Origin of the sequence: Pseudomonas sp. AMR01 (assembly GCF_041946035.1) — a bacterium.
GTDB lineage: Bacteria > Pseudomonadota > Gammaproteobacteria > Pseudomonadales > Pseudomonadaceae > Aquipseudomonas > Aquipseudomonas antarctica_B.
The window spans coordinates 154,197-179,561 of the sequence record NZ_JAUTYR010000008.1; the positions used below are offsets into that span (position 1 = coordinate 154,197).

The 25,365-nt window shown below is 60.3% G+C and carries 21 protein-coding genes and 1 pseudogene; 16 read left to right on the top strand and 6 right to left on the bottom strand.

The genetic code is table 11. From position 1 onward, the window contains the following. Window positions 1-28 precede the first annotated feature (28 nt). On the top strand, window positions 29-2,158 hold the full coding sequence (gene recQ, locus Q7C20_RS10455) for a DNA helicase RecQ (protein WP_348055623.1): 2,130 nt from the start codon (window positions 29-31) through the stop codon (window positions 2,156-2,158). Between the two features lie 120 nt (window positions 2,159-2,278). Continuing rightward, window positions 2,279-2,713 carry a MarR family transcriptional regulator gene (locus Q7C20_RS10460; protein ID WP_348055621.1) on the top strand — a complete coding sequence of 145 codons (435 nt, stop codon included), beginning with the start codon at window positions 2,279-2,281 and terminating at the stop codon, window positions 2,711-2,713. A 68-nt stretch (window positions 2,714-2,781) separates the two neighbouring features. Here Q7C20_RS10460 and Q7C20_RS10465 read toward each other — a convergent pair whose 3' ends face one another. Next, window positions 2,782-4,971, bottom strand: a complete 2,190-nt coding sequence (locus Q7C20_RS10465) for a patatin-like phospholipase family protein (protein ID WP_375067186.1) — start codon at window positions 4,969-4,971, stop codon at window positions 2,782-2,784. A gap of 83 nt (window positions 4,972-5,054) precedes the next feature. Here Q7C20_RS10465 and Q7C20_RS10470 point away from each other — a divergent pair, with 83 nt between their 5' ends. Continuing rightward, window positions 5,055-5,345 (top strand): SelT/SelW/SelH family protein, encoded by a 291-nt coding sequence (locus Q7C20_RS10470; protein WP_375067147.1) that lies wholly within the window; start codon window positions 5,055-5,057, stop codon window positions 5,343-5,345. On the opposite strand, the gene Q7C20_RS10475 is transcribed toward Q7C20_RS10470, so the two are convergent. Continuing rightward, window positions 5,346-6,230: a DMT family transporter gene (locus tag Q7C20_RS10475; RefSeq protein WP_375067149.1), complete on the bottom strand. Its 885-nt coding sequence runs from the start codon at window positions 6,228-6,230 to the stop codon at window positions 5,346-5,348. 137 nt (window positions 6,231-6,367) lie between these two features. Continuing rightward, window positions 6,368-6,514, bottom strand: a pseudogene (locus tag Q7C20_RS10480) (AraC family transcriptional regulator); the annotation flags it as partial. A gap of 137 nt (window positions 6,515-6,651) precedes the next feature. Here Q7C20_RS10480 and Q7C20_RS10485 point away from each other — a divergent pair. After that, window positions 6,652-7,461, top strand: a complete 810-nt coding sequence (locus Q7C20_RS10485; RefSeq protein ID WP_375067151.1) for a UDP-2,3-diacylglucosamine diphosphatase — start codon at window positions 6,652-6,654, stop codon at window positions 7,459-7,461. Window positions 7,462-7,589: 128 nt separating this feature from the next. Here Q7C20_RS10485 and Q7C20_RS10490 read toward each other — a convergent pair whose 3' ends face one another. From Q7C20_RS10490 to phhA, 3 genes are all read right to left on the bottom strand, one after another. Further along, window positions 7,590-8,786, bottom strand: a complete 1,197-nt coding sequence (locus Q7C20_RS10490; RefSeq protein WP_375067153.1) for an amino acid aminotransferase — start codon at window positions 8,784-8,786, stop codon at window positions 7,590-7,592. Beyond that, on the bottom strand, window positions 8,786-9,142 hold the full coding sequence (locus tag Q7C20_RS10495; protein WP_375067155.1) for a 4a-hydroxytetrahydrobiopterin dehydratase: 357 nt from the start codon (window positions 9,140-9,142) through the stop codon (window positions 8,786-8,788). The genes Q7C20_RS10490 and Q7C20_RS10495 overlap by 1 nt, the downstream gene beginning before the upstream one ends. A gap of 98 nt (window positions 9,143-9,240) precedes the next feature. Further along, window positions 9,241-10,032 (bottom strand): phenylalanine 4-monooxygenase, encoded by a 792-nt coding sequence (gene phhA / locus Q7C20_RS10500; RefSeq protein WP_348055609.1) that lies wholly within the window; start codon window positions 10,030-10,032, stop codon window positions 9,241-9,243. 257 nt (window positions 10,033-10,289) lie between these two features. On the opposite strand from phhA, the gene Q7C20_RS10505 reads away from it, so the two are divergent. The 12 genes from Q7C20_RS10505 to fliD all read left to right on the top strand — a co-directional run bounded on the left by Q7C20_RS10505 (window position 10,290) and on the right by fliD (window position 25,359). Continuing rightward, entirely contained in the window at window positions 10,290-11,855 is a 1,566-nt protein-coding gene (locus Q7C20_RS10505) for a sigma-54-dependent transcriptional regulator (protein ID WP_375067157.1), read from the top strand. Between the two features lie 285 nt (window positions 11,856-12,140). Further along, entirely contained in the window at window positions 12,141-12,881 is a 741-nt protein-coding gene (locus tag Q7C20_RS10510; RefSeq protein ID WP_348055605.1) for a flagellar basal body rod protein FlgF, read from the top strand. Between the two features lie 71 nt (window positions 12,882-12,952). Further along, window positions 12,953-13,738: a flagellar basal-body rod protein FlgG gene (gene flgG, locus Q7C20_RS10515; RefSeq protein ID WP_348055603.1), complete on the top strand. Its 786-nt coding sequence runs from the start codon at window positions 12,953-12,955 to the stop codon at window positions 13,736-13,738. A gap of 53 nt (window positions 13,739-13,791) precedes the next feature. Continuing rightward, on the top strand, window positions 13,792-14,487 hold the full coding sequence (gene flgH, locus Q7C20_RS10520; RefSeq protein ID WP_375067160.1) for a flagellar basal body L-ring protein FlgH: 696 nt from the start codon (window positions 13,792-13,794) through the stop codon (window positions 14,485-14,487). Window positions 14,488-14,514: 27 nt separating this feature from the next. Continuing rightward, a complete protein-coding gene (locus Q7C20_RS10525; RefSeq protein WP_078738632.1) occupies window positions 14,515-15,603 on the top strand; it encodes a flagellar basal body P-ring protein FlgI in 1,089 nt (362 codons plus the stop codon). A gap of 4 nt (window positions 15,604-15,607) precedes the next feature. Next, window positions 15,608-16,876: a flagellar assembly peptidoglycan hydrolase FlgJ gene (gene flgJ / locus Q7C20_RS10530; RefSeq protein WP_375067162.1), complete on the top strand. Its 1,269-nt coding sequence runs from the start codon at window positions 15,608-15,610 to the stop codon at window positions 16,874-16,876. A 10-nt stretch (window positions 16,877-16,886) separates the two neighbouring features. Continuing rightward, window positions 16,887-18,923, top strand: coding sequence for a flagellar hook-associated protein FlgK (gene flgK, locus Q7C20_RS10535; RefSeq protein ID WP_375067164.1), 2,037 nt, complete (start codon window positions 16,887-16,889; stop codon window positions 18,921-18,923). Between the two features lie 14 nt (window positions 18,924-18,937). Beyond that, entirely contained in the window at window positions 18,938-20,521 is a 1,584-nt protein-coding gene (locus Q7C20_RS10540) for a flagellar hook-associated protein 3 (protein ID WP_375067166.1), read from the top strand. A gap of 267 nt (window positions 20,522-20,788) precedes the next feature. Beyond that, the gene (locus Q7C20_RS10545; RefSeq protein ID WP_348055593.1) at window positions 20,789-21,718 is read left to right on the top strand and encodes a ketoacyl-ACP synthase III; all 930 of its coding nucleotides are present in this window, start codon (window positions 20,789-20,791) and stop codon (window positions 21,716-21,718) included. Between the two features lie 266 nt (window positions 21,719-21,984). Continuing rightward, a complete protein-coding gene (locus Q7C20_RS10550) occupies window positions 21,985-23,433 on the top strand; it encodes a flagellin (protein WP_348055591.1) in 1,449 nt (482 codons plus the stop codon). Between the two features lie 75 nt (window positions 23,434-23,508). Further along, complete coding sequence (locus Q7C20_RS10555; protein WP_348055589.1) at window positions 23,509-23,868, top strand: flagellar protein FlaG; 360 nt, start codon at window positions 23,509-23,511, stop codon at window positions 23,866-23,868. Between the two features lie 81 nt (window positions 23,869-23,949). Beyond that, on the top strand, window positions 23,950-25,359 hold the full coding sequence (gene fliD, locus Q7C20_RS10560) for a flagellar filament capping protein FliD (protein WP_375067169.1): 1,410 nt from the start codon (window positions 23,950-23,952) through the stop codon (window positions 25,357-25,359). The last annotated feature ends 6 nt before the right edge of the window (window positions 25,360-25,365 follow it).

The following is a 25,365-nucleotide window of genomic DNA, read 5'->3' on the forward strand; positions in this document are numbered from 1 at the left end:
GGATTTCGGCACCATTTTGGAGTTTTACATGCTCGAGCAGGCTCAACGCGTTCTCAAGGACATCTTCGGCTACGACAGTTTTCGTGGCCGTCAGGGTGCGATCATTGAGCGCGTGGCCAATGGCGGTGACGCCCTGGTCTTGATGCCTACCGGCGGCGGTAAATCGTTGTGCTTCCAAGTGCCCGCGCTGTTGCGTAATGGCTTGGCGGTGGTGGTGTCGCCGCTGATCGCGTTGATGGACGATCAGGTCGCCACCCTCGAAGAACTCGGGGTTGCCGCTGCGGCGTTGAACTCTACGCTCAGTGCCGAGCAGCAGCGCGACCTGGCTGCGCGGATCAAGCGCGGTGAAATCAAGATGCTCTACCTGGCGCCCGAGCGCCTGGTGCAGCCGCGCATGCTGGCGTTTTTGCAGAGCCTCGAAATTGCGCTGTTCGCCATCGACGAAGCTCACTGTGTGTCGCAGTGGGGTCACGATTTCCGTCGCGAATATCTGCAACTGGGCCAATTGGCCGAGCTGTTCCCCGATGTGCCGCGCATTGCCCTGACCGCCACCGCTGACAAACGTACCCGCGAAGAAATCGTCGAGCGCCTGCACTTGCAGAATGCCGAGCGCTTTCTGTCGAGCTTCGACCGGCCGAATATTTTCTACCGCATCGTGCCCAAGGAACAGCCGCGCAAGCAGTTGCTGGCGTTCCTCTCCGAACGGCGCAGCGACGCGGGCATCGTGTATTGCCTATCGCGCAAAAAGGTCGATGAAGTCGCCGCGTTCCTGTGTGAGCAAGGCTACCCGGCGCTGCCGTACCACGCCGGTTTGCCCAATGAAACGCGCTCGGCCCACCAGAAGCGCTTCCTCAACGAGGAAGGCCTGATCATGGTGGCGACCATCGCGTTCGGCATGGGCATCGACAAATCCAACGTGCGCTTTGTTGCGCATATGGATTTGCCCAAGTCCCTCGAGGCGTATTACCAGGAAACCGGTCGCGCCGGCCGTGATGGCCTGCCGGCGGATGCGTGGATGGTCTACGGTTTGCAGGACGTGGTGATGCTCAAGCAGATGCTGCAGAACTCCGAGGGCGACGAGCGCCACAAGCGTCTGGAGCAGCACAAGCTCGATGCCATGCTCTCGTTGTGTGAAGAAACCCGCTGCCGCCGACAAACTCTGCTGGCGTACTTCGATGAAGACATGCCCGAGCCGTGTGGCCACTGCGACAACTGCGTCGATGGTGTGCAGACCTGGGACGCTACCGAACCGGCGCGCCAGGGGTTGTCGGCGATCTTCCGCACCGGTCAGCGCTATGGCGTCGGCCATCTGGTGGATGTATTGCTGGGCAAGGACACCGAAAAAGTACGCAGCTTCGGCCACGAAAAGCTCTCGGTCTACGGCGTCGGCAAGGCCCGCGCCGAAGGCGAATGGCGTTCGTTGTTCCGGCAAATGGTTGCACGCAATCTGGTCGATATCGACATCGAAGGGTATGGCGGCCTGCGCTTGAACGACAGTTGCCGGCCATTGCTCAAGGGCGAAGTCAGCCTGGAGCTGCGCCGTGACCTCAAGCCGCAAACCACCGCCAAGAGCAGCAGCACCAGCCAGGCCAGCCAACTGGTGCGCGGCGAAGAACGCGAACAGTGGGAAGCCTTGCGCACCCTGCGCCGCAAACTGGCGCAGGAACACAGCGTGCCGCCTTACGTTATTTTCCCCGACTCCACCTTGCTTGAGATGCTGCGCGAGCAGCCAACCAGCATGGCCGAGATGGCCCGGGTCAGTGGCGTGGGTGCGCGCAAGCTGGAGCGTTACGGCCAGGCCTTCCTCGAAGTGCTCGGCGGCCAGGAGGAAGCGCCGAAGGAAGTGGCCGATATTCGCCACGAGCTGATCAGCCTGGCGCGTGCCGGCATGACCCCGATCCAGATCGCCGGCCAACTGCAATGTTCGGAAAAAAACGTCTACACGCTGCTCGCTGAATCCATTGGCAAGCAGCAATTATCCCTCGAGCAGGCGCTTGATTTACCGGAAGATTTGCTCGGTGAAATCCAGGATGCCTTCCTCGACGGTGAAGGCGAACTGCCACCCGTTTCGGAGATTGCCCCGCTGTTTACCGGGCGTGTTCCAGAGGGCGTTCTTTACTGCGTACGTGCCGCTTTGCAGTCTGAATTCGAGATTTAGTGCATCAATTGCGACAATGTAACGAATCAGTCCATAGCAACTATTGCCTACTGGCATGGCTCATGCTTAGCTGGCTAATAATTAGCCACATCTTATTTCAGTCTAAAACATGAGTTTTTTATGCCGTTAACCGATCAACACCGATTTGGCATGCAGCTGGCGCAAATGTCCCGAGGTTGGCGCGCCGAGCTGGACCGCCGCCTGGCGGGGCTGGGCTTGTCCCAGGCGCGTTGGCTGGTGCTGTTGCACCTCGCTCGTTTCGAAGACGCACCAACTCAGCGCGAACTGGCGCAGAGCGTCGGCGTGGAAGGGCCGACCCTGGCGCGGCTGCTCGACAGCCTTGAGGGCCAAGGCCTGGTTCAGCGCCAGGCAGTGTTGGAAGACCGCCGTGCCAAGCGCATCCTGCTGTGTGACACGGCCCGCCCGCTGATCGAACAGATCGAAACCATCGCCACGGCCCTGCGCCATGAGCTGTTTGTGGGCGTGGACGAAGCAGATTTAAGCGTATGCATGCGCGTGCATGAGCACATTTTGTCGAATCTGGAAAAGCCCTGATCGGAGGCACGCAGCAGATCAAAATGTGGGAGCTGGCAAGCCAGCTCCCACAGTTGATTTGCGTTGCCCTAAAACGTCTGGCCCAGGTTCAGATACACCGCCTGTTCATTGGCATCATTGAACCCGTAGCTGAAATTCAGTGGCCCCAATGGCGTATCAAACCCCAGGAAAACACTCGCCGCGTTGATGTACCCGCTGTCGAACTGATTGTCGTTGTTCCACGCCCGGCCACGTTCCAGCGAGGCTCCGAGGTACAGCGGGAAGTCCAGCGGCAAGTACGAGCGCGGCGTCAGGCGGCGGTAGTACACCGCGCGCATCAGGGCGATGTTTTGCCCCGAGATCGCATCTTCCCTGAAGCCTGACAGCTGCCGCGCACCACCGAGCAGGAAGCTGGAAATCACCACATCGGATTTATCCAGGGTGCGCCCGTAGCGGCCGCCCAGAATCAGCGTGTCCGGGCCGTGGCTCATGGCCTTGTCCAGCTTGAATTCCCATTGGCGATAACGCTGATCCGAGCCCAGGCCCGGTTCGAATTCCCGGTAAGCCAGGCCGATGTCTTCGCCGGTGTGAGGGAAGTACACGTTATCGAAAGAGTCGAAGGAGTACTTCAGTTCGTAGAAGCCTTCATTGAAGCTCACGCTCGGCAGGTCGCGGTCGCCAATGCGCACGTCCGCCTTGCCCCAGGCTTCGCCGACGCCGAAGCGGATCTCGCCGCTGTTGCCAATCTGCCGCCCCACGTTCAGGCCGAAACCGTAGCGCTCCAGGCGGTATTCGGAGATGGGATCGTTGTCCAGAATCAGTTCAACGTTTTGCGCCTGGGCACTGATGTAGGGCGCGACAAAGTAGCGGGAACCGGTGTCCATCGGCTGGTAGAACTCGCTGTACAGCTCTTGGCGGTCACCGATTTGCACCCGCGTCAGCCATTCGGCACCGAGACGGTTGATGCCGTTGATGCGGTAACTGGCGCCGAGGTTAAAGGCGCTGTCGCCACGCATGTCGTCCGACAGGTTCAGGCCCAGGCGCAAGTAATCGGTGCCGCTGCGTTTGCCGCGCGCGCTGATTACCAGGGTGTTGTCCTGGCCCTTTTTCACCACGCGGTATTGCACCTGCTCGAAATAATCCAGGCCGTACAAAGTGCCCATGTCGGTTTGCAGGCGGCCCAGGTTCAGCGGCTCGCCGAGGGTTTGGCGGATGTAATAGCGGATCACGTCGTCGCTGACTTTCGAATCGTTCTCGACGTTGATCGCGGTGATCACCGGCGTGCGTTCGCCCGGGGTGCGCGCCGCCACCAGTTCCGGGTCGATCGGTTGGGCGGGGCGCAAATGCGCCAGGCGTACATCGAGGGCGCGCGTGGCGCGGTAGCCGGCGTCAATCATGTCCTTGGCGCGACCAAAATCCGTCACGCCGTAGGCCGCCAAGGGAGGCTGGATCAGTACATCTTTTGGATTCAGGGCCTTGAGCTGCTCCTCTGAATTGCGCCGGGTCATCAGGGTGATCGACTGGTTGAGCACATCCACCACGGTGTTGAGCTGTTTGCGCGAACGCAGCGGGGTGCCGATGTCGACCACGATGGCGATGTCGACGCCCATTTCCCGCGCCACATCCAGCGGAATGTTGTCGGTCATGCCGCCGTCCACCAGCAGGCGGCCATCTATCTCCACCGGAGCAAACACGGCGGGGATCGACATGCTGGCGCGAATCACCTGGGGCAGATGGCCCTTGTTGAACACCACTTTTTCGCCGGTGGTGATGTCGGTGGCAACGGCGCGGAACGGGATCGGCAGCTTGTCAAAATTGCGCGTGTTACTGCTATGGGCAAACATGCTTTCCAGCAGCAGGGCGAGGTTCTGGCCCTGGATCACGCCGAGTGGCAGGCCAAGGCTGCCGTCGTCGCGAAAGCTGAGCTTCTGCTTGACCAGGAAATCCCGGTCATCCTGTTTGCGCCTGAACGGCACATCTTCCCGAGGCGGCGCGTCGGACAGCGCCTGCTGCCAGTCGATACTCAGCGCGAGCTTTTCCAGCTCATCAATCTTGTAGCCCGATGCATACAGCCCGCCAATCACCGCGCCCATGCTGGTGCCGGCAATCGCATCGATCTGGATGCCTTGCTCTTCCAGCGCCTTGAGCACACCAATGTGCGACAGGCCACGGGCGGCACCTCCAGACAGCACCAAGCCGATTTTCGGGCGAGGTGTTTCAACGGCGTCGGCAAGAAGGGGGAGCAAGCACAGGAACAGGCAGGACAGCAGGCGGCGCATCATGAATCTCGGGGCTGGGCAATAAAGGCCGGTATTATAGCCGCTCGATCCACCGAGCCCGTTACGCAGGAACCTCTCAAATTATGTCGCCGAGCAAACCCGAGATCGTCATCACTTATTGCACACAGTGCCAGTGGCTGCTGCGCGCCGCGTGGCTGGCTCAGGAATTGCTCAGTACGTTCAGCGACGACCTCGCCCGCGTTGCGCTGGAACCGGCGACTGGCGGAGCGTTTCGCATCACCTGCGATGGCGTGCAAATCTGGGAGCGCAAGGCGGACGGCGGCTTCCCGGAAGCCAAGGTGCTCAAGCAGCGTGTGCGTGACCAGATCGACCCGCAACGCGACTTGGGGCACAACGACCGTACTGCCGGATAATCAGGCGGTGGCCGCCGGTTGCTTGGCCTGGCTGGCGCTGCCCATCAGGCCGGACAGCACGATGGCGACGATGATCAGTGCGCCGCCTAGCAGCATGCGCAGGGTCGGCGTTTCGGCGAACAGCAGCCAGGCGACGGTAATGCCGTAAAGCGGCTCCATCGCAAACACCACCGACGCCGTGCGTGCCTTGATCACCGCGAGGCTGGCGACGAACAGGCTGTGGGCCAGGCCGGTGCAGAACACACCGAGCAGCCCGATCCATAACCAATCCAGCGCACGCACATCCGCCAGCCCCGGCGCCGCCACGGGCAACAGGCAGGCGGCGACCACCACGTTCTGGCACAGCGCAGCCTGTACCGCCGGAATTCGCCCGGCGCTGGCGCGGTTGTTCAGTGACAGCAACGAGAACAACAACCCCGACGCGATGCCCCACAGCAGCCCGCCCGTGGCTTCGCTGGCCAGGTTGAAATCTGGCGTCACCAACACCAAACCAACGGTAACCAGCGCCACCAACAACACTTCGTTGGCGCGAATGCGCTCGCGAAAGATCAACCCTTCAAGGATCACGGTAAAGGCCGGGAAGGCGGTAAACCCAAGCGTGGCGACCGCGACGCCGGCGACTTTGACCGCGATGAAAAATGTTACCCAATGTGCTGCGAGCAATACGCCGCTGATCAACAAACGGCGCCAGTCGCGTATCTCGAGTTTTTTCCAGGGCGTGTTGCTGGCGAATCGCGCAAACACGGCGAGCGCCACCACGGCAAAGGCGGCGCGGCCAAACACGATGATGGCCGGCGATGCCGCGGCCAGCTTGCCGAATACGCCGGTGAGGCCAAACATCAGTGCGCCGATATGCAGGGCGCCGAGGGCTGTGCGGGGAGTCATTGCGATCCTTGAACAGGCGGGGTCAAAGAATCGCAGTCTAGAGGGTAGTGGGGGCGTGCGTCTGTCGTCCGGCTCGCGATTTTTAGCGCAGGACTCTTCCTACACAGCACGTCGCAGTGCGCCACGGCGCCTTGCTGGACGATCAGCGGATCGTTCACCTGGCTGCCACGGCCATCGACTTCCAGGTCCAGGTGCCCGGACAGGCCGAACACCAGCTGCGCATGGTCCTGGCTGTGGGCCAGAGGCGCTTCGATGTAGTGGCGTAGCGTGAGGGTCGGGCTCATCGCGGTCTCCTGGGAGGCGAGCCGCCAGTCTACAGCGCTTCTCAGCAGTTACGCGCTGTCATCAGACTGACGCACGGCTGTCATGGGCTATTAACCGCGAGGGCGCAAGCTCGCGAAAACACCGTCGAGGGATGCCCATGACCAGTGCCGAGTTCACTAAGCCCAGCCGCAAGCAACGGGTTCGTACCCTGTGGATTTCCGATGTGCACCTGGGTACCCGGGATTGCCAGGCCGAACACTTGTCGCAGTTTCTAAAGGGCTACCATGCCGACAAGGTTTACCTGGTGGGCGACATTATCGACGGCTGGAAAATGCGCGGTGGCATGTACTGGCCCCAGGCGCACACCAACGTGATCCGCCGCCTGCTGACCATGGCCAAGCGCGGCACCGAGGTGATCTACGTCACTGGCAACCATGACGAGTTTCTGCGCCGCTATTCCAAGCTGATTCTGGGCAACATCCAGTTGGTGGACGAGGCGGTGCATGTGACCGCCGATGGCCGGCGTTTGCTGGTGATCCACGGCGATCAGTTTGATGTGATCACCCGTTACCATCGCTGGCTGGCATTCCTTGGTGACTCGGCCTACGAATTTACCCTCACGCTGAACCGCTGGCTCAATCATTGGCGCGCGCGGTATGGCTATGGCTACTGGTCGTTGTCGGCTTACCTCAAGCACAAGGTGAAGACGGCGGTGAGCTTTATCAGCGATTTCGAAGAGGCAATCGCCCACGAAGTGACCAAGCGGGGCTTGCAGGGTGTGGTGTGCGGGCATATTCACCATGCGGAGATTCGCAAGGTGGGCGAGGTGGACTACCTCAATTGCGGGGATTGGGTTGAGTCGTGCACGGCGTTGATCGAACACTGGGATGGAAGTATTGAGCTTTACCGGTTGGCGGATGCGCAGGCGCGGCAAGCGCAGCTCAAAGCCGAGCTGGTGACAGGCTAAGGCCGTACCTGGTCCAACTGTGGGAGCGGGCTTGCTCGCGAAGGCGGTGAATCAGCCGATGAACCCGTCGACTGACACTGCGTATTCGCGAGCAAGCCCGCTCCCACATTGGTTTTGTGTTTATTCAGTTAAATATGGGAAACGTCGGCGATGGCTTGGGCTAGTAGCGTCAGCCGTGTGGCATCAATACCGGCCACATTCGCTCGTCCAGAGCTGACCATATACACGCTGTGTTTCTCGCGCAGTTGCTTCACTTGTTCGGCACTCAAACCGGTATAGGAAAACATCCCGCGCTGCGCCCCGATATGCGCAAACTGCTCGGCCAGCCCGTGTGGCGCCAGCGCTTCTACCAGCCCGGAGCGCAGCTGTGCAATCCGCGAGCGCATGGCTTCCACTTCGCCACTCCACAGGTTTTTCAGCTCGGTATCGCCGAGGATGGTCGCGACCACTGCCGCGCCATGATCCGGCGGCGTCGACCACAGGTTACGCGCGGTGTTAGCAAGCTGGCTGCGCACATCAGTGAGCTTCTCGGCATCCGCCGCACACACAATCAATGCACCGACGCGGTCGCTGTACAGGCCGAAGTTCTTCGAGCAGGAACTGGTGATCAACACTTCCGGCAACTCGGCGGCAAACAGCCGCACAGCCCAGGCATCCTGCTCCAGGCCGTCGCCAAAGCCCTGGTAGGCGAAGTCGATCAACGGCAGCAACTGGCGCTCGCGTACGATCTGCAACACCTGGCGCCAGTCATCCTGGGACAGGTCGAAGCCGGTCGGGTTGTGGCAGCAGGCGTGCAACAACACCACGTCACCTTTCGGTACGGTGGACAGGCTCGCCAGCATCGCCGCCACATCCAGGCGATTGTCAGCGCCCACGTACGGGTAGTGGCTGACCTTGAGCCCGGCCTTGGCAAAGATGGTTTCGTGGATCGGCCAGGTTGGGTTGCTCAGCCACACGCCACGGCCAGGCAGGTTGTGGGCGATGAAGTCGGCACTTAAACGCAGCGCGCCGGTGCCGCCTGGCGTCTGGGTCGCGCCGGCACGGCGTTCGCGGATCAGCGCAGAGTCGGCGCCGAGCACCAGTTCGCTGATCAGTGTGCCGAACGCGGCGTTGCCGTGGCCACCGATGTAGGTCTTGGTGGTTTGAGTGTCGACCAGGCGCTGCTCGGCGAGTTTTACCGCATGTGGAATCGGCGTCAGGCCTCTGTCGTCTTTATAGACGCCCACGCCGAGGTCGAACTTGTTCGGGTTGGCGTCTGCGGCGTACAGATCCATCAGCCCGAGGATCGGGTCGCCGGGCACGCGGCCAATCGCATCAAAATGCATTACTTGCGGCCCTCGGCGCTCTTGGCGACTTCGTCGGTGCGCGCGGCCATGATGAAGTCGTTGCGGTGCAGGCCCTTGATGGAGTGGCTCCACCAGGTCACGGTGACTTTGCCCCACTCGGTGAGCAGGCCAGGGTGATGGCCTTCGGCTTCGGAAATGTCACCCATGGCGTTGGTGAAGGCCAGGGCGAACTTGAAGTTCTTGAACAGAAACACCTTTTCCAGCTGCATCACGCCATCGCGCACTTCGATGTTCCAGTCGGGAATCTGCTTGATCAGTACCGGCAACTCTTCATCGCTGACTTGTGGGGCGTCGGCGCGGCAGGCTTCGCAGTGGGCTTGGTTCAAGGTGGTCATGGAAGGTGTCCTGAATTCGAATGTGTGAAGGTCAGTAGCGTCACCCTAAAGCAACGCGGGGCCAGGGGACAGACTCACCTGGTCTCAAGATGTAAGGTTCACGCAGCTTTTGGCTTCGGTGGAAACTTGGGTGCGTGCAGGCCAAGCTGCATGCCGCGCTCGACCATGCCCATGATGTCTTCCTGCGCCACTTCGAACAGGCGCTTGAGCTCGGGCAGGACGAAATACAGCGGTTGCAGGATGTCGATGCGATACGGCGTGCGCATCGCTTCCAGCGGGTCGAAGGCCTGATGCTCGGGCTCGGACGACAGGCAGTACACCGTCTCCTTGGGCGACGACAGAATGCCGCCACCGTAGATGCGCCGACCCTGGGGCGTGTCCACCAGGCCGAACTCAATGGTCATCCAGTACAAGCGAGCCAGGTACACCCTTTGCTCTTTAGTGGCGGCGAGGCCGAGCTTGCCGTAGGTGTGGGTGAACTCGGCAAACCAGGGGTTGGTCAGCAGCGGGCAGTGGCCGAAGATCTCGTGGAAAATATCCGGCTCTTGCAGGTAGTCCAGTTCTTCACGGGTACGAATAAACGTCGCCACCGGAAACTGTTTGTTGGCGAGCAATTCGAAAAACGTCTGGAAGGGGATCAGCGCCGGCACGCGGGCAACTTGCCAGCCAGTGGTTTCGGCCAGCACTTTATTGATTTCGCCCAGTTGCGGGATGCGGTCCATGGGCAGGCCGAGCTTGTCGATGCCGTCCAGGTATTCCTGGCAGGCACGGCCCTCGATCACTTTCAACTGACGTGTGATCAAGGTGTTCCACACCGCGTGTTCTTCCGGCGGGTAGTGGATAAAACCACTCGCATCGGGCTCGCGGGCCACGTAGTGGGTCTGCTTCATACGGCTCTCCTGCTAGGCATTCGTTTTTGTTATGTCCTGGGATGTGCCTATTGATAGCGCGGACGGTACCGGATTCCATCCATCGGTGAACTGACGCTGTAGGAAAAATCACTGTTTTTCGTAAAGATTTCGTTACGAATTTGTCGTTGGTCGGTGCCTTGGGCTGGGAAAAGGTCACGCGCTGTCACATAATCTTGACGACTATCTGCGCCAGGCGACAAAAAGTCGCGGCGCCTTACCACCTTTCGGGCCTTTTCATGCGTATCAAAGTGCATTGCCAGAACCGCATCGGCATCCTGCGGGACATCCTCAACCTGCTGGTGGAATACGGCGTCAACGTCGCCAAGGGCGAGGTCGGCGGCGAGCATGGCAACGCCATTTACCTGTTTTGCCCGAACCTGGTGAACATGCAGTTCCAGGCATTGCGCCCGCAGTTCGAAGCCATTGGCGGGGTATTTGGCGTCAAGCGGGTAGGGCTTATGCCCAGCGAGCGTCGGCATATGGAGCTCAACGCGCTGCTCGGCGCGCTGGAGTTTCCGGTGTTGTCCATCGACATGGGCGGCTCGATTGTCGCCGCCAACCGCGCGGCGGCGCAGTTGCTCGGGGTGCGCGTGGACGAAGTGCCGGGCATCCCGTTGTCGCGCTATGCCGAAGATTTTGACCTGCCGGAACTGGTGCGCGCGAGCAAATCACGCATCAACGGCCTGCGGGTCAAGGTCAAGGGTGACGTGTTTCTGGCGGACATCGCGCCGCTGCAATCTTCCGAACACGATGACAGCGAAGCCATGGCCGGCGCCGTGCTCACCCTGCACCGCGCCGACCGCGTCGGTGAGCGCATCTACCACGTACGCAAACAAGAGCTGCGCGGCTTTGACAGCATCTTCCAAAGCTCCAAAGTCATGGCTGCGGTGGTGCGTGAAGCCCGGCGCATGGCGCCGCTGGATGCACCTCTATTAATAGAAGGCGAAACCGGCACCGGCAAAGAGCTGTTGGCGCGCGCCTGCCACCTGGCCAGCCCGCGCGGGCAATCGCCGTTGATGGCGCTCAACTGCGCCGGGTTGCCTGAGTCGATGGCCGAGACCGAACTGTTCGGCTACGGCCCCGGCGCGTTTGAAGGTGCGCGCGCCGAGGGCAAGTTGGGGCTGCTGGAACTCACGTCGGGCGGTACGTTGTTTCTCGACGGTGTGGGGGAAATGAGTGCGCGGTTGCAGGTGAAGTTGCTGCGCTTTTTGCAGGACGGTTGCTTTCGCCGTGTAGGCAGTGATGAAGAGGTGTATCTGGATGTGCGGGTGATTTGTGCAACGCAGGTGGATTTGTCTGAGCTGTGCGCCCGTGGTGAGTTTCGTCAGGACCTTTATCACCGCTTGAACGTGCTGTCGCTGCACATTCCACCTTTGCGCGATTGCCTGGATGGGTTGGCGCCGTTGGTGGAGCATTTTCTGGATCAGGCCAGTCGGCAAATTGGCTGCCCGCTGCCCAAGTTGGCGCCAGCAGCGATGGAGCGGCTGAGTCATTACCACTGGCCGGGGAATGTGCGGCAGCTGGAAAATGTGCTGTTTCAGGCGGTGTCGCTGTGTGAAGGCGGGACGGTCAAGGCCGAGCATATTCGCTTGCCGGATTATGGCGTGCGTCAGCCGCTTGGGGACTTTTCGCTGGAGGGTGGGCTGGAAGATATCGTCGGGCGGTTTGAAAAGGCGGTGCTGGAGGCCTTGTATGCCGAGCACTCCAGCAGCCGGCAGTTGGGCAAGCGGCTGGGCGTGTCCCACACCACCATCGCCAATAAGTTGCGCGACTACGGGATTCTCAAGGCTGAGCGCGGGTAATACGGTGGTGGCTTGCCTGCGAAAGCGGTCGTTCAGTTGGCTCCTGGGTCACTGATACACCGCCATCGCAGGCAAGCCAGCTCCCACATTTGTTCTGCTTCGTTGCCGCAGGCGGCAGTAGTCCGCCGTTTTTTCGACTCTCGCCCTCCGGGCAAAACGCCAAGCCGCCCGCAAACCCCCGGCCCACCTGCACTTCAACCTCTTTTCAAAAGTTGGTTCGCAAATTGCTTATGCCTTGTCAGTACAGCGGTGGACGGCAAGCGTTCGTCAGAAAGAGGATACAGCGTGGACAAATACCTTTACGTGGCAATGACCGGCGCCAGCCAGAACGCACTGGCTCAGAAGGCCCACGCCAACAATCTGGCGAACATCTCCACCAACGGTTTTCAGCGTGACCTCGAGCAGGCGCGTTCGATGCCGGTGTTTGGCGACAGCTTTCCGGCGCGGGCATTTGCCCTGAGCGAACGCCCAGGCACCGACTTCTCTCCGGGCGCCATGATCGAAACCGGTCGTGACCTCGACGTGGCCGTCAGCGGCGACGGCTGGATCGCGGTGCAAACCCCCGATGGCGGCGAATCCTACGTGCGCAGCGCCAGCATGAACATCGATGCACTCGGCGTATTGCGTACCGGCAACGGCATGCCGGTGATGGGCAACGGTGGCCCGATTGCCGTGCCGCCCGAGCAGAAAGTCGAAGTGGGTGCCGACGGCACCATCAGCATCCGCGCCATGGGCGAAGGCCCGCGCGTGATGGCTGAAGTGGACCGCATCAAGATGGTCCACCCCGACCTCAAGAACATGACCAAAGGCTTGGACGGCACCATCCACACCAAGGATGGCAAGCCAGCCCAGGCTGACGCGAAAGTCACGCTGACCTCGGGTTTCCTGCAGGCGAGCAACGTCAACGCGGTTGAAGAAATGACCGCGGTACTGGCGCTTTCCAAGCAGTTCGAGCTGCACATCAAGATGATGAACAGCGCGAAGGAAGACGACCAGGCCATGACCCGCGTCATGGCGATGAGCTGATAGCCGCGTCACTGAACGACCACTAATTTTGCAGCGCAGCGCCAACAAACAGGCGCACGAAGGAGAAAGGCATGCTTCCGGCTCTATGGGTTGCCAAAACAGGTTTGTCCGCCCAGGACACCAACCTGACCACCATTTCCAACAACCTGGCGAACGTGTCGACCACGGGTTTCAAACGTGATCGCGCCGAGTTCCAGGACTTGCTCTATCAGATCAAGCGCCAGCCAGGCGCCCAGTCGACCCAGGACAGCGAATTGCCGTCGGGCCTGCAACTGGGTACCGGTGTGCAGATCGTCGGCACCCAGAAAAACTTCACCGCCGGTAACCTGCAGCAAACCGGTCAGCCGCTGGACATGGCCATCAACGGCAAAGGCTTCTTCCAGATTTTGCAACCGGACGGCACCACCACCTACACCCGTGACGGTACCTTCCACCTGGACGCCAACGGCCAGGTTGTAACGGCCAACGGTTTCGCTCTGGAACCGGCCATCGTCGTGCCGAACAACGCCCAGACCTTTACCGTCGGCAACGACGGCACCGTGTCCATCACCGTCGCCGGCAACCCCGCGTCGCAAGTGATCGGCAACCTGCAAACCGCCGACTTCATCAACCCGGCCGGCCTGCAGGCCGTGGGTAATAACCTGTTCCTGGAAACCGCCTCCAGCGGCGCGCCGCAAATCGGCACCCCTGGCTTGAACGGTTTTGGTACCACGCTGCAAAGCACCCTGGAAACCTCCAACGTGAGCACGGTTGAGGAGATGGTCAACATGATCACCACCCAGCGCGCCTACGAGATGAACTCCAAGGTGATTTCCACCGCCGACCAGATGCTTTCGTTCGTAACGCAGAATCTGTAATCAAGTCTATGGGGCGCCCTTTCTGGCGCCTGCAACACCGTGAGGTAAGGGTCATGAATCGCTACGTTTCTGTTTTGGCATTGAGTGGGATCGCCGTGCTTGCGGGCTGTGTCGCCCCCGCGCCGAAACCCAATGACCCGTACTACGCGCCGGTGTTGCCACGCACGCCGTTGCCGGCGGCTGCCAACAATGGCTCGATCTATCAGGCCGGTTTCGAACAGAACCTGTACAGCGACCGCAAGGCGTTCCGGGTCGGTGACATCATCACCATCACCCTGAACGAGAAGACCCAGGCCAGCAAGAACGCCAACTCGCAGATCGGCAAGACCAGCAAGACCAGCATTGGCCTGACCTCGTTGTTCGGTGGCGGCCTTAACACCAATAACCCGTTGGGCAGCGGCGATTTGAGCCTGGACGCCGGCTACAGCGGCGACCGTGCCACCAACGGCAAGAGCGCGGCGGGGCAGGGCAACAGCCTGACCGGTTCGATCACCGTGACCGTCGCCGATGTGTTGCCCAACGGCATCATCGCCGTACGCGGTGAGAAGTGGATGACGCTCAATACCGGCGACGAGCTGGTGCGCATCGCAGGCATGGTGCGTGCCGATGATATTTCCACCGACAACACCGTGCCTTCAACGCGGATTGCCGACGCACGCATTACCTACTCGGGTACGGGTTCGTTTGCAGATGCTAGTCAGCCGGGCTGGTTCGACCGGTTCTTCCTTAGCCCGCTGTTCCCTTTCTAGGTGGCCACTTTGAAACTCAAACAACTGATGGCGGCGGCACTCCTGCTGAGCCTGAGCGCAGTCGCCCAGGCAGAACGCCTGAAAGACATCGCCAGCATCTCCGGCGTGCGCTCCAACCAGTTGATCGGCTACGGCCTGGTGGTGGGGCTCAACGGTACGGGTGACCAGACCACGCAGACCCCGTTTACCCTGCAGACCTTCAACAACATGCTTTCGCAGTTCGGCATCAAGGTACCGCCGGGCTCGGGCAACGTACAGTTGAAGAACGTGGCCGCAGTGTCGATCAGCGCCGATTTGCCGCCGTTCGCCAAGCCGGGGCAGGTGGTGGATATCACCGTGTCGTCCATGGGCAACTCGAAAAGCCTGCGCGGTGGCACTTTGCTGATGACGCCTCTTAAAGGTATCGACGGTAACGTCTACGCCATCGCCCAGGGCAACCTGGTGGTGGGCGGTTTTGACGCTGAAGGTCGCGACGGTTCGAAGATCACCGTTAACGTGCCATCGGCCGGGCGAATTCCAGGCGGTGCCTCGGTAGAGCGCACCGTGCCGAGCGGTTTCAACCAGGGCAACAGCCTGACCTTGAACCTCAACCGTTCGGACTTCACCACCGCCAAGCGCGTGGTCGACAAAATCAACGACATGCTCGGCCCTGGCGTGGCGCAAGCCATCGACGGTGGCTCGATTCGCGTCACTGCGCCGCTCGACCCAAGCCAGCGCGTCGACTACCTGTCGATCCTGGAAAACCTTGAGGTAGACCCAGGCCAGGCCGTCGCCAAAGTCATCATCAACTCGCGTACCGGTACCATCGTGATCGGCCAGAACGTCAAGGTATCGCCGGCGGCCGTGACCCACGGCAGCCTGACCGTGACTATTACCGAAGACCCGATCGTCAGCCAGCCGGGGCCGCTTTCCAATGGCCAGACCGCTGTGGTGCCGCGTTCGCGGGTGAATGCTCAGCAAGAAGCCAAGCCGATGTTCAAGTTCGGCCCCGGCACCACCCTGGATGAGATTGTCCGTGCGGTGAACCAGGTGGGCGCAGCGCCAGGCGACTTGATGGCGATCCTTGAAGCCTTGAAACAGGCCGGCGCCTTGCAAGCCGACCTGATCGTGATCTGAGGCCATGGCCATGGACATGCGTAAAAGCGGGCTCAGCAGCACTGCGGACTCTGGGTCTTACTCCGACCTGAACCGGCTGAACCAGCTTAAAGTCGGCGACAAGAACAGCGAAGGCAACATGCGCAAAGTGGCGCAGGAGTTCGAGTCGCTGTTCTTGAGTGAGATGCTCAAGTCGATGCGTTCGGCCACCGAAGCGCTGGGCAAGGACAACCCGATGAATACGCCGGCGGCCAAGCAGTACCAGGAAATGTACGACCAGCAACTATCGGTTTCGATGTCCCGCGAGGGCGGTGGTATTGGCTTGGCCGACGTGCTGATGCGCCAGATGCAGAAGAACAAACCCGTGGACGCTCAGGCGGCCACGTTGCAGGGCCCGGCGGCGGCGGCAGCGCCTGCCAGGAAAGTTGATGTGCCCACCGAGATCGCGGCGGGCACCAAGGCTGACGGCCCGCTCGGCCGCTCCAACGGTGAGCGCCCGTTGTGGGCGTACCGCGTGGCGGTGCCCGAAGGCACGAATTCCCACGCCAACGACGTGGCGCTGATGAACCAGCGGCGTATTTCGTTGCCGAGCAAACTGACGGATCGCCTGTTGGCCGGCATCGTACCGAACACCGACCAGGCCACGGCGCCAAAAGCTGCGCCGCTGCGTAACAGCGCCGCCGCCGACAATGTGATCAACAGTGCGCCACGCGCCTTTGCGGCGGCGCCGACCGGGCAGATGCAGGTTTACGGTCGCGCGATCGCCCAGCCACCGTTGGCCCCGGCGAAGAAAGCCTTCAGTTCGCAGGATGAATTTGTCGCCACCATGTTGCCGATGGCCAAGGCGGCCGCCGCGCGTATCGGCGTCGATCCGAAGTACCTGGTGGCTCAGGCGGCCCTGGAAACCGGTTGGGGTAAATCGGTGATGCGTGCCGAGGATGGCAGCAGCAGCCACAACCTGTTTGGTATCAAGGCCGGCCAAAGCTGGCAGGGCGGTCAGGCTCGCGCGATCACCAGCGAGTTTCGCGGTGGGGCGATGGTCAAGGAGACGGCGCAATTTCGTTCCTATGACTCCTACCAGGACAGCTTCCATGACCTCGTGACATTGCTGCAAAGCAATGATCGCTATAAAGAAGTTGTGAAATCTGCCGACAAACCGGAGCAGTTTGTGCGCGAGTTGCAAAAAGCCGGATATGCAACCGACCCGGACTACGCCAGCAAGATTTCGCAGATCGCTAAAACCATGAACAGTTATCAGGATTACGCTGCCGCGGGCGCGGCCACTCATTTATAAGGTCTGAATCATGAGTTTGCTCAGTATAGGGATGTCAGGACTAAACGCCGCTCAAGGATCGTTGTCGGTTCTGAGTAACAACATTGCCAACGTCAATACTCCGGGTTACTCGCGTCAGCAGACCACCCAGAACGCCAACGCCAGCAACCCTTATGGCGGCGTGTTCATCGGCAGCGGTACCACCCTGGCGGACGTACGCCGCATCTATAACGATTTCCTCGGCGCCGCTTACCAGAGCAGCACCGCGCTCAACAGCGACGCCGCGGCTTACGCGGGCCAGGCCTCGGCGATTGACAAGACCCTGTCGGACAAGTCCACCGGCATGTCTGCTGCGCTCAGCGCGTTTTTCTCCTCGCTGCAGACCTCCGCCGCTACGCCCAGCGACGTGTCAGCCCGGCAGTTACTGCTGACCAGTGCTCAGACCCTGAGCAACCGCTTCAACTCGATTGCCACGCAGTTGAACCAGCAGAAAGAGTCGATCAACGGCCAATTGGGCACCATGAGCGATCAGGTCAACAAACTGACCTCGTCGATTGCCTCGCTCAACGTTCAAATTTCCACCGCCCAAGGCTCCTCGACCAGCGCGCCGTCCAACCTTTTGGATGCACGCAACGAAGCCGTACGTTCGCTCAATGAGCTGATCGGCGTCACCGCCACCGAGAAGAACGGCCAGTTCAGCATCACCACCGGCACCGGTCAGTCCCTGGTAGAAGGCGGTATCGCCAATACCATTTCGGCCGTGCCGAGCAAGACCGATAACAGCCAGTACACCCTGCAGCTGAACATGGGCGACACGCCGATGGACATCGGCGCGGTGGTCTCCGGTGGCAGCATTGGTGGCCTGTTGCGTTATCGCAGTGATGCGCTGATGCCGGCCATCAACGACTTGGGGCGTATCGCCATCGCCACCGCCGACAGCATCAATAGCCAGCTGGGCCAGGGCCTGGACCTGAACAGCGATTTCGGTTCGTCGTTGTTTGGCGATATCAACAGCGCTGCGGCGATTTCCCAGCGTAGCCAGGCGGCTTCCGGCAACAGCGTAGGCTCGGGCAACCTCAACGTGACGGTTGCCGACACCAGCAAGCTGTCGACATTTGACTACAAGGTCACCTTCACCAGCGGCAATCAGTACAACGTGGTGCGCTCCGACGGCAAGGCCATGGGCTCGTTCGACACCACCACTACGCCGCCGCCGGTCATTGACGGTTTTACCCTCGCGCTCAATGGCGGTGGGCCGGTCGCTGCCGGTGACAGTTTCAAAGTCAGCCCGACCGCCAACGGCGCCACCGGGATTACGGTCGACCTCAAAGACCCGAACAAAATCGCCTTTGCCGGCCCATTGGCGGGCAATGCCAGCAAAACCAACACCGGTACCGGCACCTTTACCCCGCCGACATTGACGGTGCCGATTGATATCGATGGTGGCGCTGAGACCGCGCAATTGCGCACCGGAATCGAAAACTCGATGCCGGTGAAGATGGTGTTCGGCAAGCCAGCGGCGGACGGCACCCAGCCTTATACCGTCAGCGACGCCCAGGGTAACCCGATTGGCACCGGCAGCTTCGTCCCGGGGCAGGGCAACAAGATCAGCATCAATGTGCCGATGCGCGATGCCACGGGAACGCTGATTCCCGGCAAGAGCTTCAGCTTCGATACCACGGTGGCCGGCGCGCCTGCCAATGGCGACAGCACTACGTTTTCGTTCAACAGCGGCGCGACCTCCGATGGCCGCAACGCCCAGGAGTTGCTGGGGTTGCAGACCAAGGCGACCGTCGGCGCGGTGGATGGCAATTCCGGCGTGAGCCTGGTCAGTGCCAACAGCCGGCTGGTGTCGCAGGTCGGCTCCAAAGCGGCCCAGGCCAACACCGACACCGCCTCCACCGGCGCCTTGCTGGCAGCCAACAAGGCGGCCAGCAACTCGGTGTCCCAGGTCAACCTGGACGAAGAGGCGGGCGACATGATCAAGTTCCAGCAGTACTACACCGCGTCGTCGCAGATCATCAAGGCCGCGCAAGAAACCTTCAGCACATTGATTAACGCCCTTTAAAGGAGTCTGGAACGATGCGTATCTCTACACAGCAGTATTTCGACACCAGCTCCAGCAAGTATCAGGACAACTATTCGGGTGTGGTGAAAGCCCAGGACCAGGCAAGTTCCGGTGTGCGCGTGCAAACCGCTTCCGATGACCCTGTCGCGGCCGCCCAATTGCTGCTGTTGCAGCAACAGAAAGACATGCTGGGGCAATACAACGGCAACATCACCAGCCTGCAAAACTCGCTGGGTAATGAAGAAAGTGTTCTGTCGAGCATCAACGCCGCCATGGGCACCGCGCAAGGCTTGGCGTTGCAGGCCGGTAACCTCCAGCTCAGCGATGATGACCGCAAGGCCATTGCCAGCCAGGTCGGCGCGCTGGAAGATCAAGTGCTGGGCCTGCTCAACACCAAGGATTCCAGCGGCAACTACATGTTCTCCGGGACCAAGACCGACACGCCGCCCTACAGCCGTAACAACGATGGCACCTACACCTACCAGGGCGATGAAACGCCGCTGAGCCTGCAAGTGTCGAGCAACCTGACGATCACCACGGGCGACACCGGCAAGACCCTGCTGGAGAGTTCCTCCAACACCGGTCGCACCCAGACCACACTGTTGCCGCCTGCGGTCAACGACGGCAAGGTAGCGATTTCGGCGGGGCTGGTGACTTCCGGCACCACGTACACCAAGAGCTTTGCCGATGGCCAGCCGTACAAGCTGACCTTCGCCAGCAGCACCCAATACAGCGTGACCGACAAGGACGGTAACGACGTCACGTCCGAGATTCCCGGTAACGGCACGTTTGACTCCACCAAGGAGGGCGCTTCCAGCGTCAACCTGCGCGGCGTCAAATTTGATATCAACCTGAATCTGGGGGCGGATGTTCCTTCAGGCCCGCCCTCTGATGCGTTGGTGGCGGGCAAGGAGTTCACGCTCGAAAGCAAGCCGGATTCGTTCAGCACCTCGCGTACCGCCAGCAATGCGTCCACGGCGCAGTTGACCGGTGGCCGGGTTACCGATCAGGCCGCCTACGCCAGCACCTTTCCGAATTCCGGTGCGGTGATCAAGTTCACCAGTGGCAATGCCTACGACGTTTACGCCCAGCCCTACACGGCCGGCAGCAAGTCGATTGCCTCGGGCACCATGGCCACCGGCGCGACCTCGATCACGGCGGCCGGTGTGACGTTTGATGTGAGCGGCACGCCGGGGGCGGGCGACCAGTTTTCGGTCGGCGCCACCAGCAACAAGAACATGAACGCGCTGGATACCCTGGGCCAATTGCGCAAGGCGCTGCTGGAACCGGCGGACGGTAACCAGGTCGCCAAAAATAAACTCAAGGATGTGCTGAACACCACGATCGGTAACCTGGCCAACGCCTCGGCGCAGATCGATCAAGTGCGTGGCTCCATTGGTGCGCGCCAGAACGCGCTGGATATCCAGGGCCAGGAGAACACTAGCCTGGGTTTGGCCAACACGTCGACCATGTCGTCCCTGGCCAACGTCGACATGGGCCAGGCCGCCATCGACCTGACCTTGCAGCAGACCATGTTGCAAGCCTCGCAGTTGGCCTTTGTGAAAATCTCTCAGTTGAGCCTGTTCAGCCGCTTGTAATCGCTGCAATCACAAACGGCCCACCCTGGCAACAGGGTGGGCCGTTGTCGTTTTCGGCGGCCGCAATTTTGTACAATGCGCACAAATTTGAGTGACCTGTGAGTCATAAAGCGCATCTTCACTGTATCGTGTGAAAAGGATAAGTCGTCTGCGGGTCTTTACGTGGCGGCTCTCAGCGAGATTTTTATGGGGTTATCCCCTTTATTGTCAGCACTCCCGGCGTAGCCCGAGGGGTGTTCTCCAGCTATTTAGTATTGGGAAGCCACAATGATTGGCATAAAAAGCATCGCCAGTTACGTGCCGGCAGACGGGGTCGATAACTACGCCCAGGGCGCCAAATTCGCCAAGGATGAAGATTTCATCATCGGCAAGATCGGTTCGGCGTTCCTGCCGCGCATGGATGCTGCGCAGGAAACCTCCGACCTGTGCGTCGAGGCCGTCAATGCCTTGTTTGCCAACAACCCCGAGTTGAAGCGTGAATCCATTGACGCGCTGATCGTTGTAACCCAGAACGGCGACGAAGAGGGCTTGCCGCACACGGCCGCCATCGTCCAGGACAAGCTGGGCCTGCCGACCCATGTTGCTGCGTTCGATATCTCCCTGGGCTGCTCCGGCTACGTCTACGGCATTTATGCGATGAAGGGCTTCATGGAAGCCACCGGCCTGAAAAACGGCTTGCTGGTGACTGCCGACCCGTATTCCAAAATTGTCGACCCGGAAGACCGCAACACCACCATGCTCTTTGGCGATGCCGCCACGGCTACCTGGATGGGTGAGGATGCCCCGTGGCAGCTCGGCAAGTCGAAGTTCGGCACCGACGGCTCTGGCGCGCCGCACTTGAAGGTCAGCGACGGGGTGTTCTTCATGAACGGCCGCCAGGTGTTCAACTTTGCCTTGCTCAAAGTGCCGGCGCATTTGCACGAGCTGCTCAATGAATCGGCGCTCAAGGCCGACGAAATCGACGCGTTCTGCATCCACCAGGGCAGTGCGGCGATTGTCGACGCGGTGGCGCGGCGTTTCGAAGACGCTCCGGTTGAGAAATTCATCAAGGACATGGTCGAGACCGGCAATACCGTGTCATCGAGCATTCCGCTACTGCTGGAAAAGCACATGCTCGACTCCACCTGGAAGCGTGTGGCAATCAGTGGTTTTGGCGTGGGCCTGTCGTGGGGTTCGGCGATTCTGCATCGCCCTTGATGCTTTAACCCGCTGCATAAAAAAACGCCCAGGCTTGAAAAAGCCTGGGCGTTTTTTATTTGACGCCAGAAAACCCTGCATTCGCGGGGGATTGGGCTGCCGTAAACGCTTGAATTACAAAGGATGGCGCGTTGCCAGTAAAAAAAACCAAAAAAGTCCTCAAGCAACCGGCATATACGACGATAACTATTACGAAGGTTCTCTAGGCCACACCCGGCGGTTGCCAGGGCCGGAAGCCGCAGCAAACAACCCACGAGGATTTCGTCATGGCTTTAACAGTAAACACCAACCTTGCTTCGTTGACCGTTCAGAACAACCTGAACAAGGCTTCCGGCGCCCTGCAAACTTCCATGCAGCGTCTGTCTTCCGGCCTGCGTATCAACAGCGCCAAAGACGATGCGGCCGGCCTGCAAGTCTCCAACCGTCTGACCAGCCAAATCAACGGCCTGGGCGTTGCAATCAAAAACGCCAACGACGGCAGCTCGATTGCTCAGACCGCTGAAGGCGCAATGCAGCAGTCCACCAACATCCTGCAAAGCATGCGTACCCTGGCTCTGCAATCCGCCAACGGCTCGCCAAGCGCTGAAGACCGTAAGTCGAACCAGGCTCAATACGCAGCACTGACCGCTGAATTGACTCGTATCGCTACCACCACTACTTTCGGTGGCAAGAACCTGCTGGACGGTTCTTTCGGTACTACCTCGTTCCAGGTCGGCGCCAACGCCAACCAGACTATCGACATGAGCATCGGTAACGTTGCAGCCAACAACATTGGTTCGCAGCAGCTGAAAACTCAAGGCGTTACTCCAAGCGCGACCGGCGTTGCCGGCGGCGCGATCGCTGTTACCGGTAGCGGCCAGTCCACCAGCGTGACCATCGCTGCCGGTGCTTCCGCCAAGCAGATCGCTGCTCAGATGAACGGCGCCGTCGGCGGCCTGGCTGCTACTGCCAGCACCACTGCACAGTTCACCGTTGACTCCACTGCAATCGCCGGTGCAACCCCTGCCAGCGCCAACTTTACCCTGAAAGTCGGCAGCGGTACCGCCGTGCAGTTCACTGGTGTGACCAGCACTTCCGACCTGGCTGACCAATTGAAGTCCAACGCTGCCAAGCTGGGCATCAGCGTTAACTACGATTCGACCACCAACGCCCTGTCGGTCAAGTCCGATACAGGTGAAAACCTGACCTTCAACGCTGGCGACGCCGGTGCTGTTGCCGGTATCAAGGTTGCGACCCTGGACGGTGCCGGTACTGCTGGTACTGCCGTTGCTCTGGATGCTGGTCCGATCATCGCTACAGGTGCAGTTGCCCTGAACTCCTCCAGCAGCTACTCGCTGAGCGGCGCAGGCGTGGCTGGTTTGTTCGCAGCCGGTGCTGCCACCGCTGCCAACTCCACCAAAACCACCGTCAACAACACTGACATCACCACTGCTGCCAACGCACAGAACTCGATCGACGTGATCACTCAAGCGATCTCCGATATCGACTCCCAGCGTGCCGGCCTCGGTGCTGTACAAAACCGCTTCGACAACACCGTTGCCAACCTGCAGAGCATCTCCGACAACTCCAGCGCCGCTCGCGGTCAGATCCAGGACGTTGACTACGCTGCTGAAACTGCTCAGTTGACCAAGCAACAAACCCTGCAACAGGCTTCCACTGCGATCCTGTCCCAGGCCAACCAACTGCCATCCGCTGTACTGAAGCTGCTTCAGTAATAGCTAACGGTAGATGAATGACGGAAGGGCGCGTTTACGTGCCCTTTTGTCTTTTGCGTGATGAGGAGATTGGACATGGACATGAGTGTGAAGCTGAACCTGTCTTATCCAGCAGCGGCGCCGCAGAGCGTTCCTGCACCTGTGAGCAGTGATCTACAGAAAGCCAAGGTAGATCCTGTAGCTGTCGCGGCTCAAACCAGGCAAGACTCGAAACCGTCCGACCTTGAACAGGCGGTCACGGATATTCGCAAATTCGTCCAGGCTGCCCAGCGCAACCTGGATTTTTCCATTGATGATTCCACCCATCAGGTGGTCGTCAAGGTCATTGCGACCGACAGTGGCGAGGTAATTCGTCAGATTCCCTCGGAAACAGCCTTGAAACTCGCCCAAAGTTTGCACGACGCCAGCAGCGTGTTGTTTGACGCTAAAGTCTGAGCTGGCATGAATATTGTTGCTGAAGCTGCTTGAGGCGTCGTCCGTCAAGAAAGCGCCAGCCCCGGATCAGGAGAAAACATCATGGGTGATATATCCATCAGCGGCCCGGTAACGGGCATTGATACCCAGTCTATCGTGACGGCCTTGGTGAACGCGGAACAGGCGCCGAAGCAATCGCAGATCAACAAGCAGTCGACGACCTCGACCGCCCAGCTGTCATCGATCGGCAAGATTCAAGCGGCCCTGGATGCATTCCGCGGTGCCATGGATAACATGGCCAAGGACGCCAGCATCGGCGGCCTGACAGCAACAACTTCAGACGCCAACGTTTCCACCGTGACCCTGGGCGCCAATGCGTCGGCCGGCAGCTACCAGTTGGTCGTAAACCAGTTGGCAACCGCCTCCAAAATCGCTACGAAAACCTATGCCGGCGGCGCATCCACGGTCGTCAACGCCAGTGCTTCAGCAACTTCGCTGACGATTTCCCAGTCGGGCCAGAGCTATGCCGTCAGCGTGCCGCCAGGCGCGACGTTGCAGCAAGTGCGTGACTCGATCAACGCGCAGCTCACCAGTTCCGGTCTCAGTGCCAACATCCTGACTGACGCCACCGGTTCGCGGATGGTTTTAACCTCGACCAACACCGGTGTCGGCACTGACATTACGGTAGGTGGTAATTCCGGGCTGGAAACTGGAACGTCATTAGTGGGCGGTGCGCCGCAGAATGCGAAGTACACCATTGACGGCACTCCCCAGGAGTCCAAGAGCAACACCCTGACCGACGCAATCAGCGGCGTGAGTATCAAGTTGACCGCTGTGTCGCCATGGCCGGCGGGGGTGACCGATGCGAACTCCAGTGGCGTACTGCGCTCATCGTCGACCATCACCGTTGCGCGCAGCACCGACACGCTCAAAAGTTCGGTCAAGGGCTTTGTCGACACCTACAACGCACTGATCACGGCGATTGGCGCCGAGACCAAGGTGACCACCAACCCTGACGGCACCACCACGTCTTCGGCGCTGACGGGCGATGCAACCATGCGTACCTTGCAGTCGGCCATCCGTGCCGAGCTGAACGCAATGGCAGGCACCGGCTCCTTGAAATCGCTGGCGCAGTTTGGTGTGAACACAGACCAGAGCACCGGCAAGCTGAGTCTTGATGACAAGCTGTTCAGTGCGGCGATTGCGACCAACCCGACCGACATCGGCGGTATTTTCAACGGCGATAAAGGCCTGCTGGCACGCATGAAGTCCGCGACCGACAGCTATGCGCTGAGCGGTACCGGTGTGCTCGCCACGCGCAAGTCGACCCTGTCCGATACGATCAAGGACCTGCAAACCCAGCAGGACACCCTGACCGCGCGCATGGCAGCCTTGAAGATAAGCCTGACCAACAAGTACACGACCATGAACAACCTGGTGGCGCAGCTCACCGCACAACGCTCAAGTGTCATGACCACGCTCGACGCGCTGAACAACCCTAAGACCAGTTGATCCTCA

Excerpts from the sequence above, each read along its gene's own strand:
- Q7C20_RS10555 (WP_348055589.1), top strand. The coding sequence starts at position 23,509 with ATGGACATGAGTGTGAAGCTGAACCTGTCTTATCCAGCAGCGGCGCCG.
- flgH (WP_375067160.1), top strand. The coding sequence starts at position 13,792 with ATGAATCGCTACGTTTCTGTTTTGGCATTGAGTGGGATCGCCGTGCTT.
- flgJ (WP_375067162.1), top strand. The coding sequence starts at position 15,608 with ATGGCCATGGACATGCGTAAAAGCGGGCTCAGCAGCACTGCGGACTCT.
- fliD (WP_375067169.1), top strand. The coding sequence starts at position 23,950 with ATGGGTGATATATCCATCAGCGGCCCGGTAACGGGCATTGATACCCAG.
- recQ (WP_348055623.1), top strand. The coding sequence starts at position 29 with ATGCTCGAGCAGGCTCAACGCGTTCTCAAGGACATCTTCGGCTACGAC.
- Q7C20_RS10550 (WP_348055591.1), top strand. The coding sequence starts at position 21,985 with ATGGCTTTAACAGTAAACACCAACCTTGCTTCGTTGACCGTTCAGAAC.
- phhA (WP_348055609.1), bottom strand. The coding sequence starts at position 10,032 with ATGAAGCAGACCCACTACGTGGCCCGCGAGCCCGATGCGAGTGGTTTT.
- Q7C20_RS10460 (WP_348055621.1), top strand. The coding sequence starts at position 2,279 with ATGCCGTTAACCGATCAACACCGATTTGGCATGCAGCTGGCGCAAATG.
- Q7C20_RS10525 (WP_078738632.1), top strand. The coding sequence starts at position 14,515 with ATGGCGGCGGCACTCCTGCTGAGCCTGAGCGCAGTCGCCCAGGCAGAA.
- flgK (WP_375067164.1), top strand. The coding sequence starts at position 16,887 with ATGAGTTTGCTCAGTATAGGGATGTCAGGACTAAACGCCGCTCAAGGA.
- flgG (WP_348055603.1), top strand. The coding sequence starts at position 12,953 with ATGCTTCCGGCTCTATGGGTTGCCAAAACAGGTTTGTCCGCCCAGGAC.
- Q7C20_RS10545 (WP_348055593.1), top strand. The coding sequence starts at position 20,789 with ATGATTGGCATAAAAAGCATCGCCAGTTACGTGCCGGCAGACGGGGTC.
- Q7C20_RS10495 (WP_375067155.1), bottom strand. The coding sequence starts at position 9,142 with ATGACCACCTTGAACCAAGCCCACTGCGAAGCCTGCCGCGCCGACGCC.
- Q7C20_RS10505 (WP_375067157.1), top strand. The coding sequence starts at position 10,290 with ATGCGTATCAAAGTGCATTGCCAGAACCGCATCGGCATCCTGCGGGAC.
- Q7C20_RS10540 (WP_375067166.1), top strand. The coding sequence starts at position 18,938 with ATGCGTATCTCTACACAGCAGTATTTCGACACCAGCTCCAGCAAGTAT.
- Q7C20_RS10475 (WP_375067149.1), bottom strand. The coding sequence starts at position 6,230 with ATGACTCCCCGCACAGCCCTCGGCGCCCTGCATATCGGCGCACTGATG.
- Q7C20_RS10465 (WP_375067186.1), bottom strand. The coding sequence starts at position 4,971 with ATGCGCCGCCTGCTGTCCTGCCTGTTCCTGTGCTTGCTCCCCCTTCTT.
- Q7C20_RS10485 (WP_375067151.1), top strand. The coding sequence starts at position 6,652 with ATGACCAGTGCCGAGTTCACTAAGCCCAGCCGCAAGCAACGGGTTCGT.
- Q7C20_RS10490 (WP_375067153.1), bottom strand. The coding sequence starts at position 8,786 with ATGCATTTTGATGCGATTGGCCGCGTGCCCGGCGACCCGATCCTCGGG.
- Q7C20_RS10470 (WP_375067147.1), top strand. The coding sequence starts at position 5,055 with ATGTCGCCGAGCAAACCCGAGATCGTCATCACTTATTGCACACAGTGC.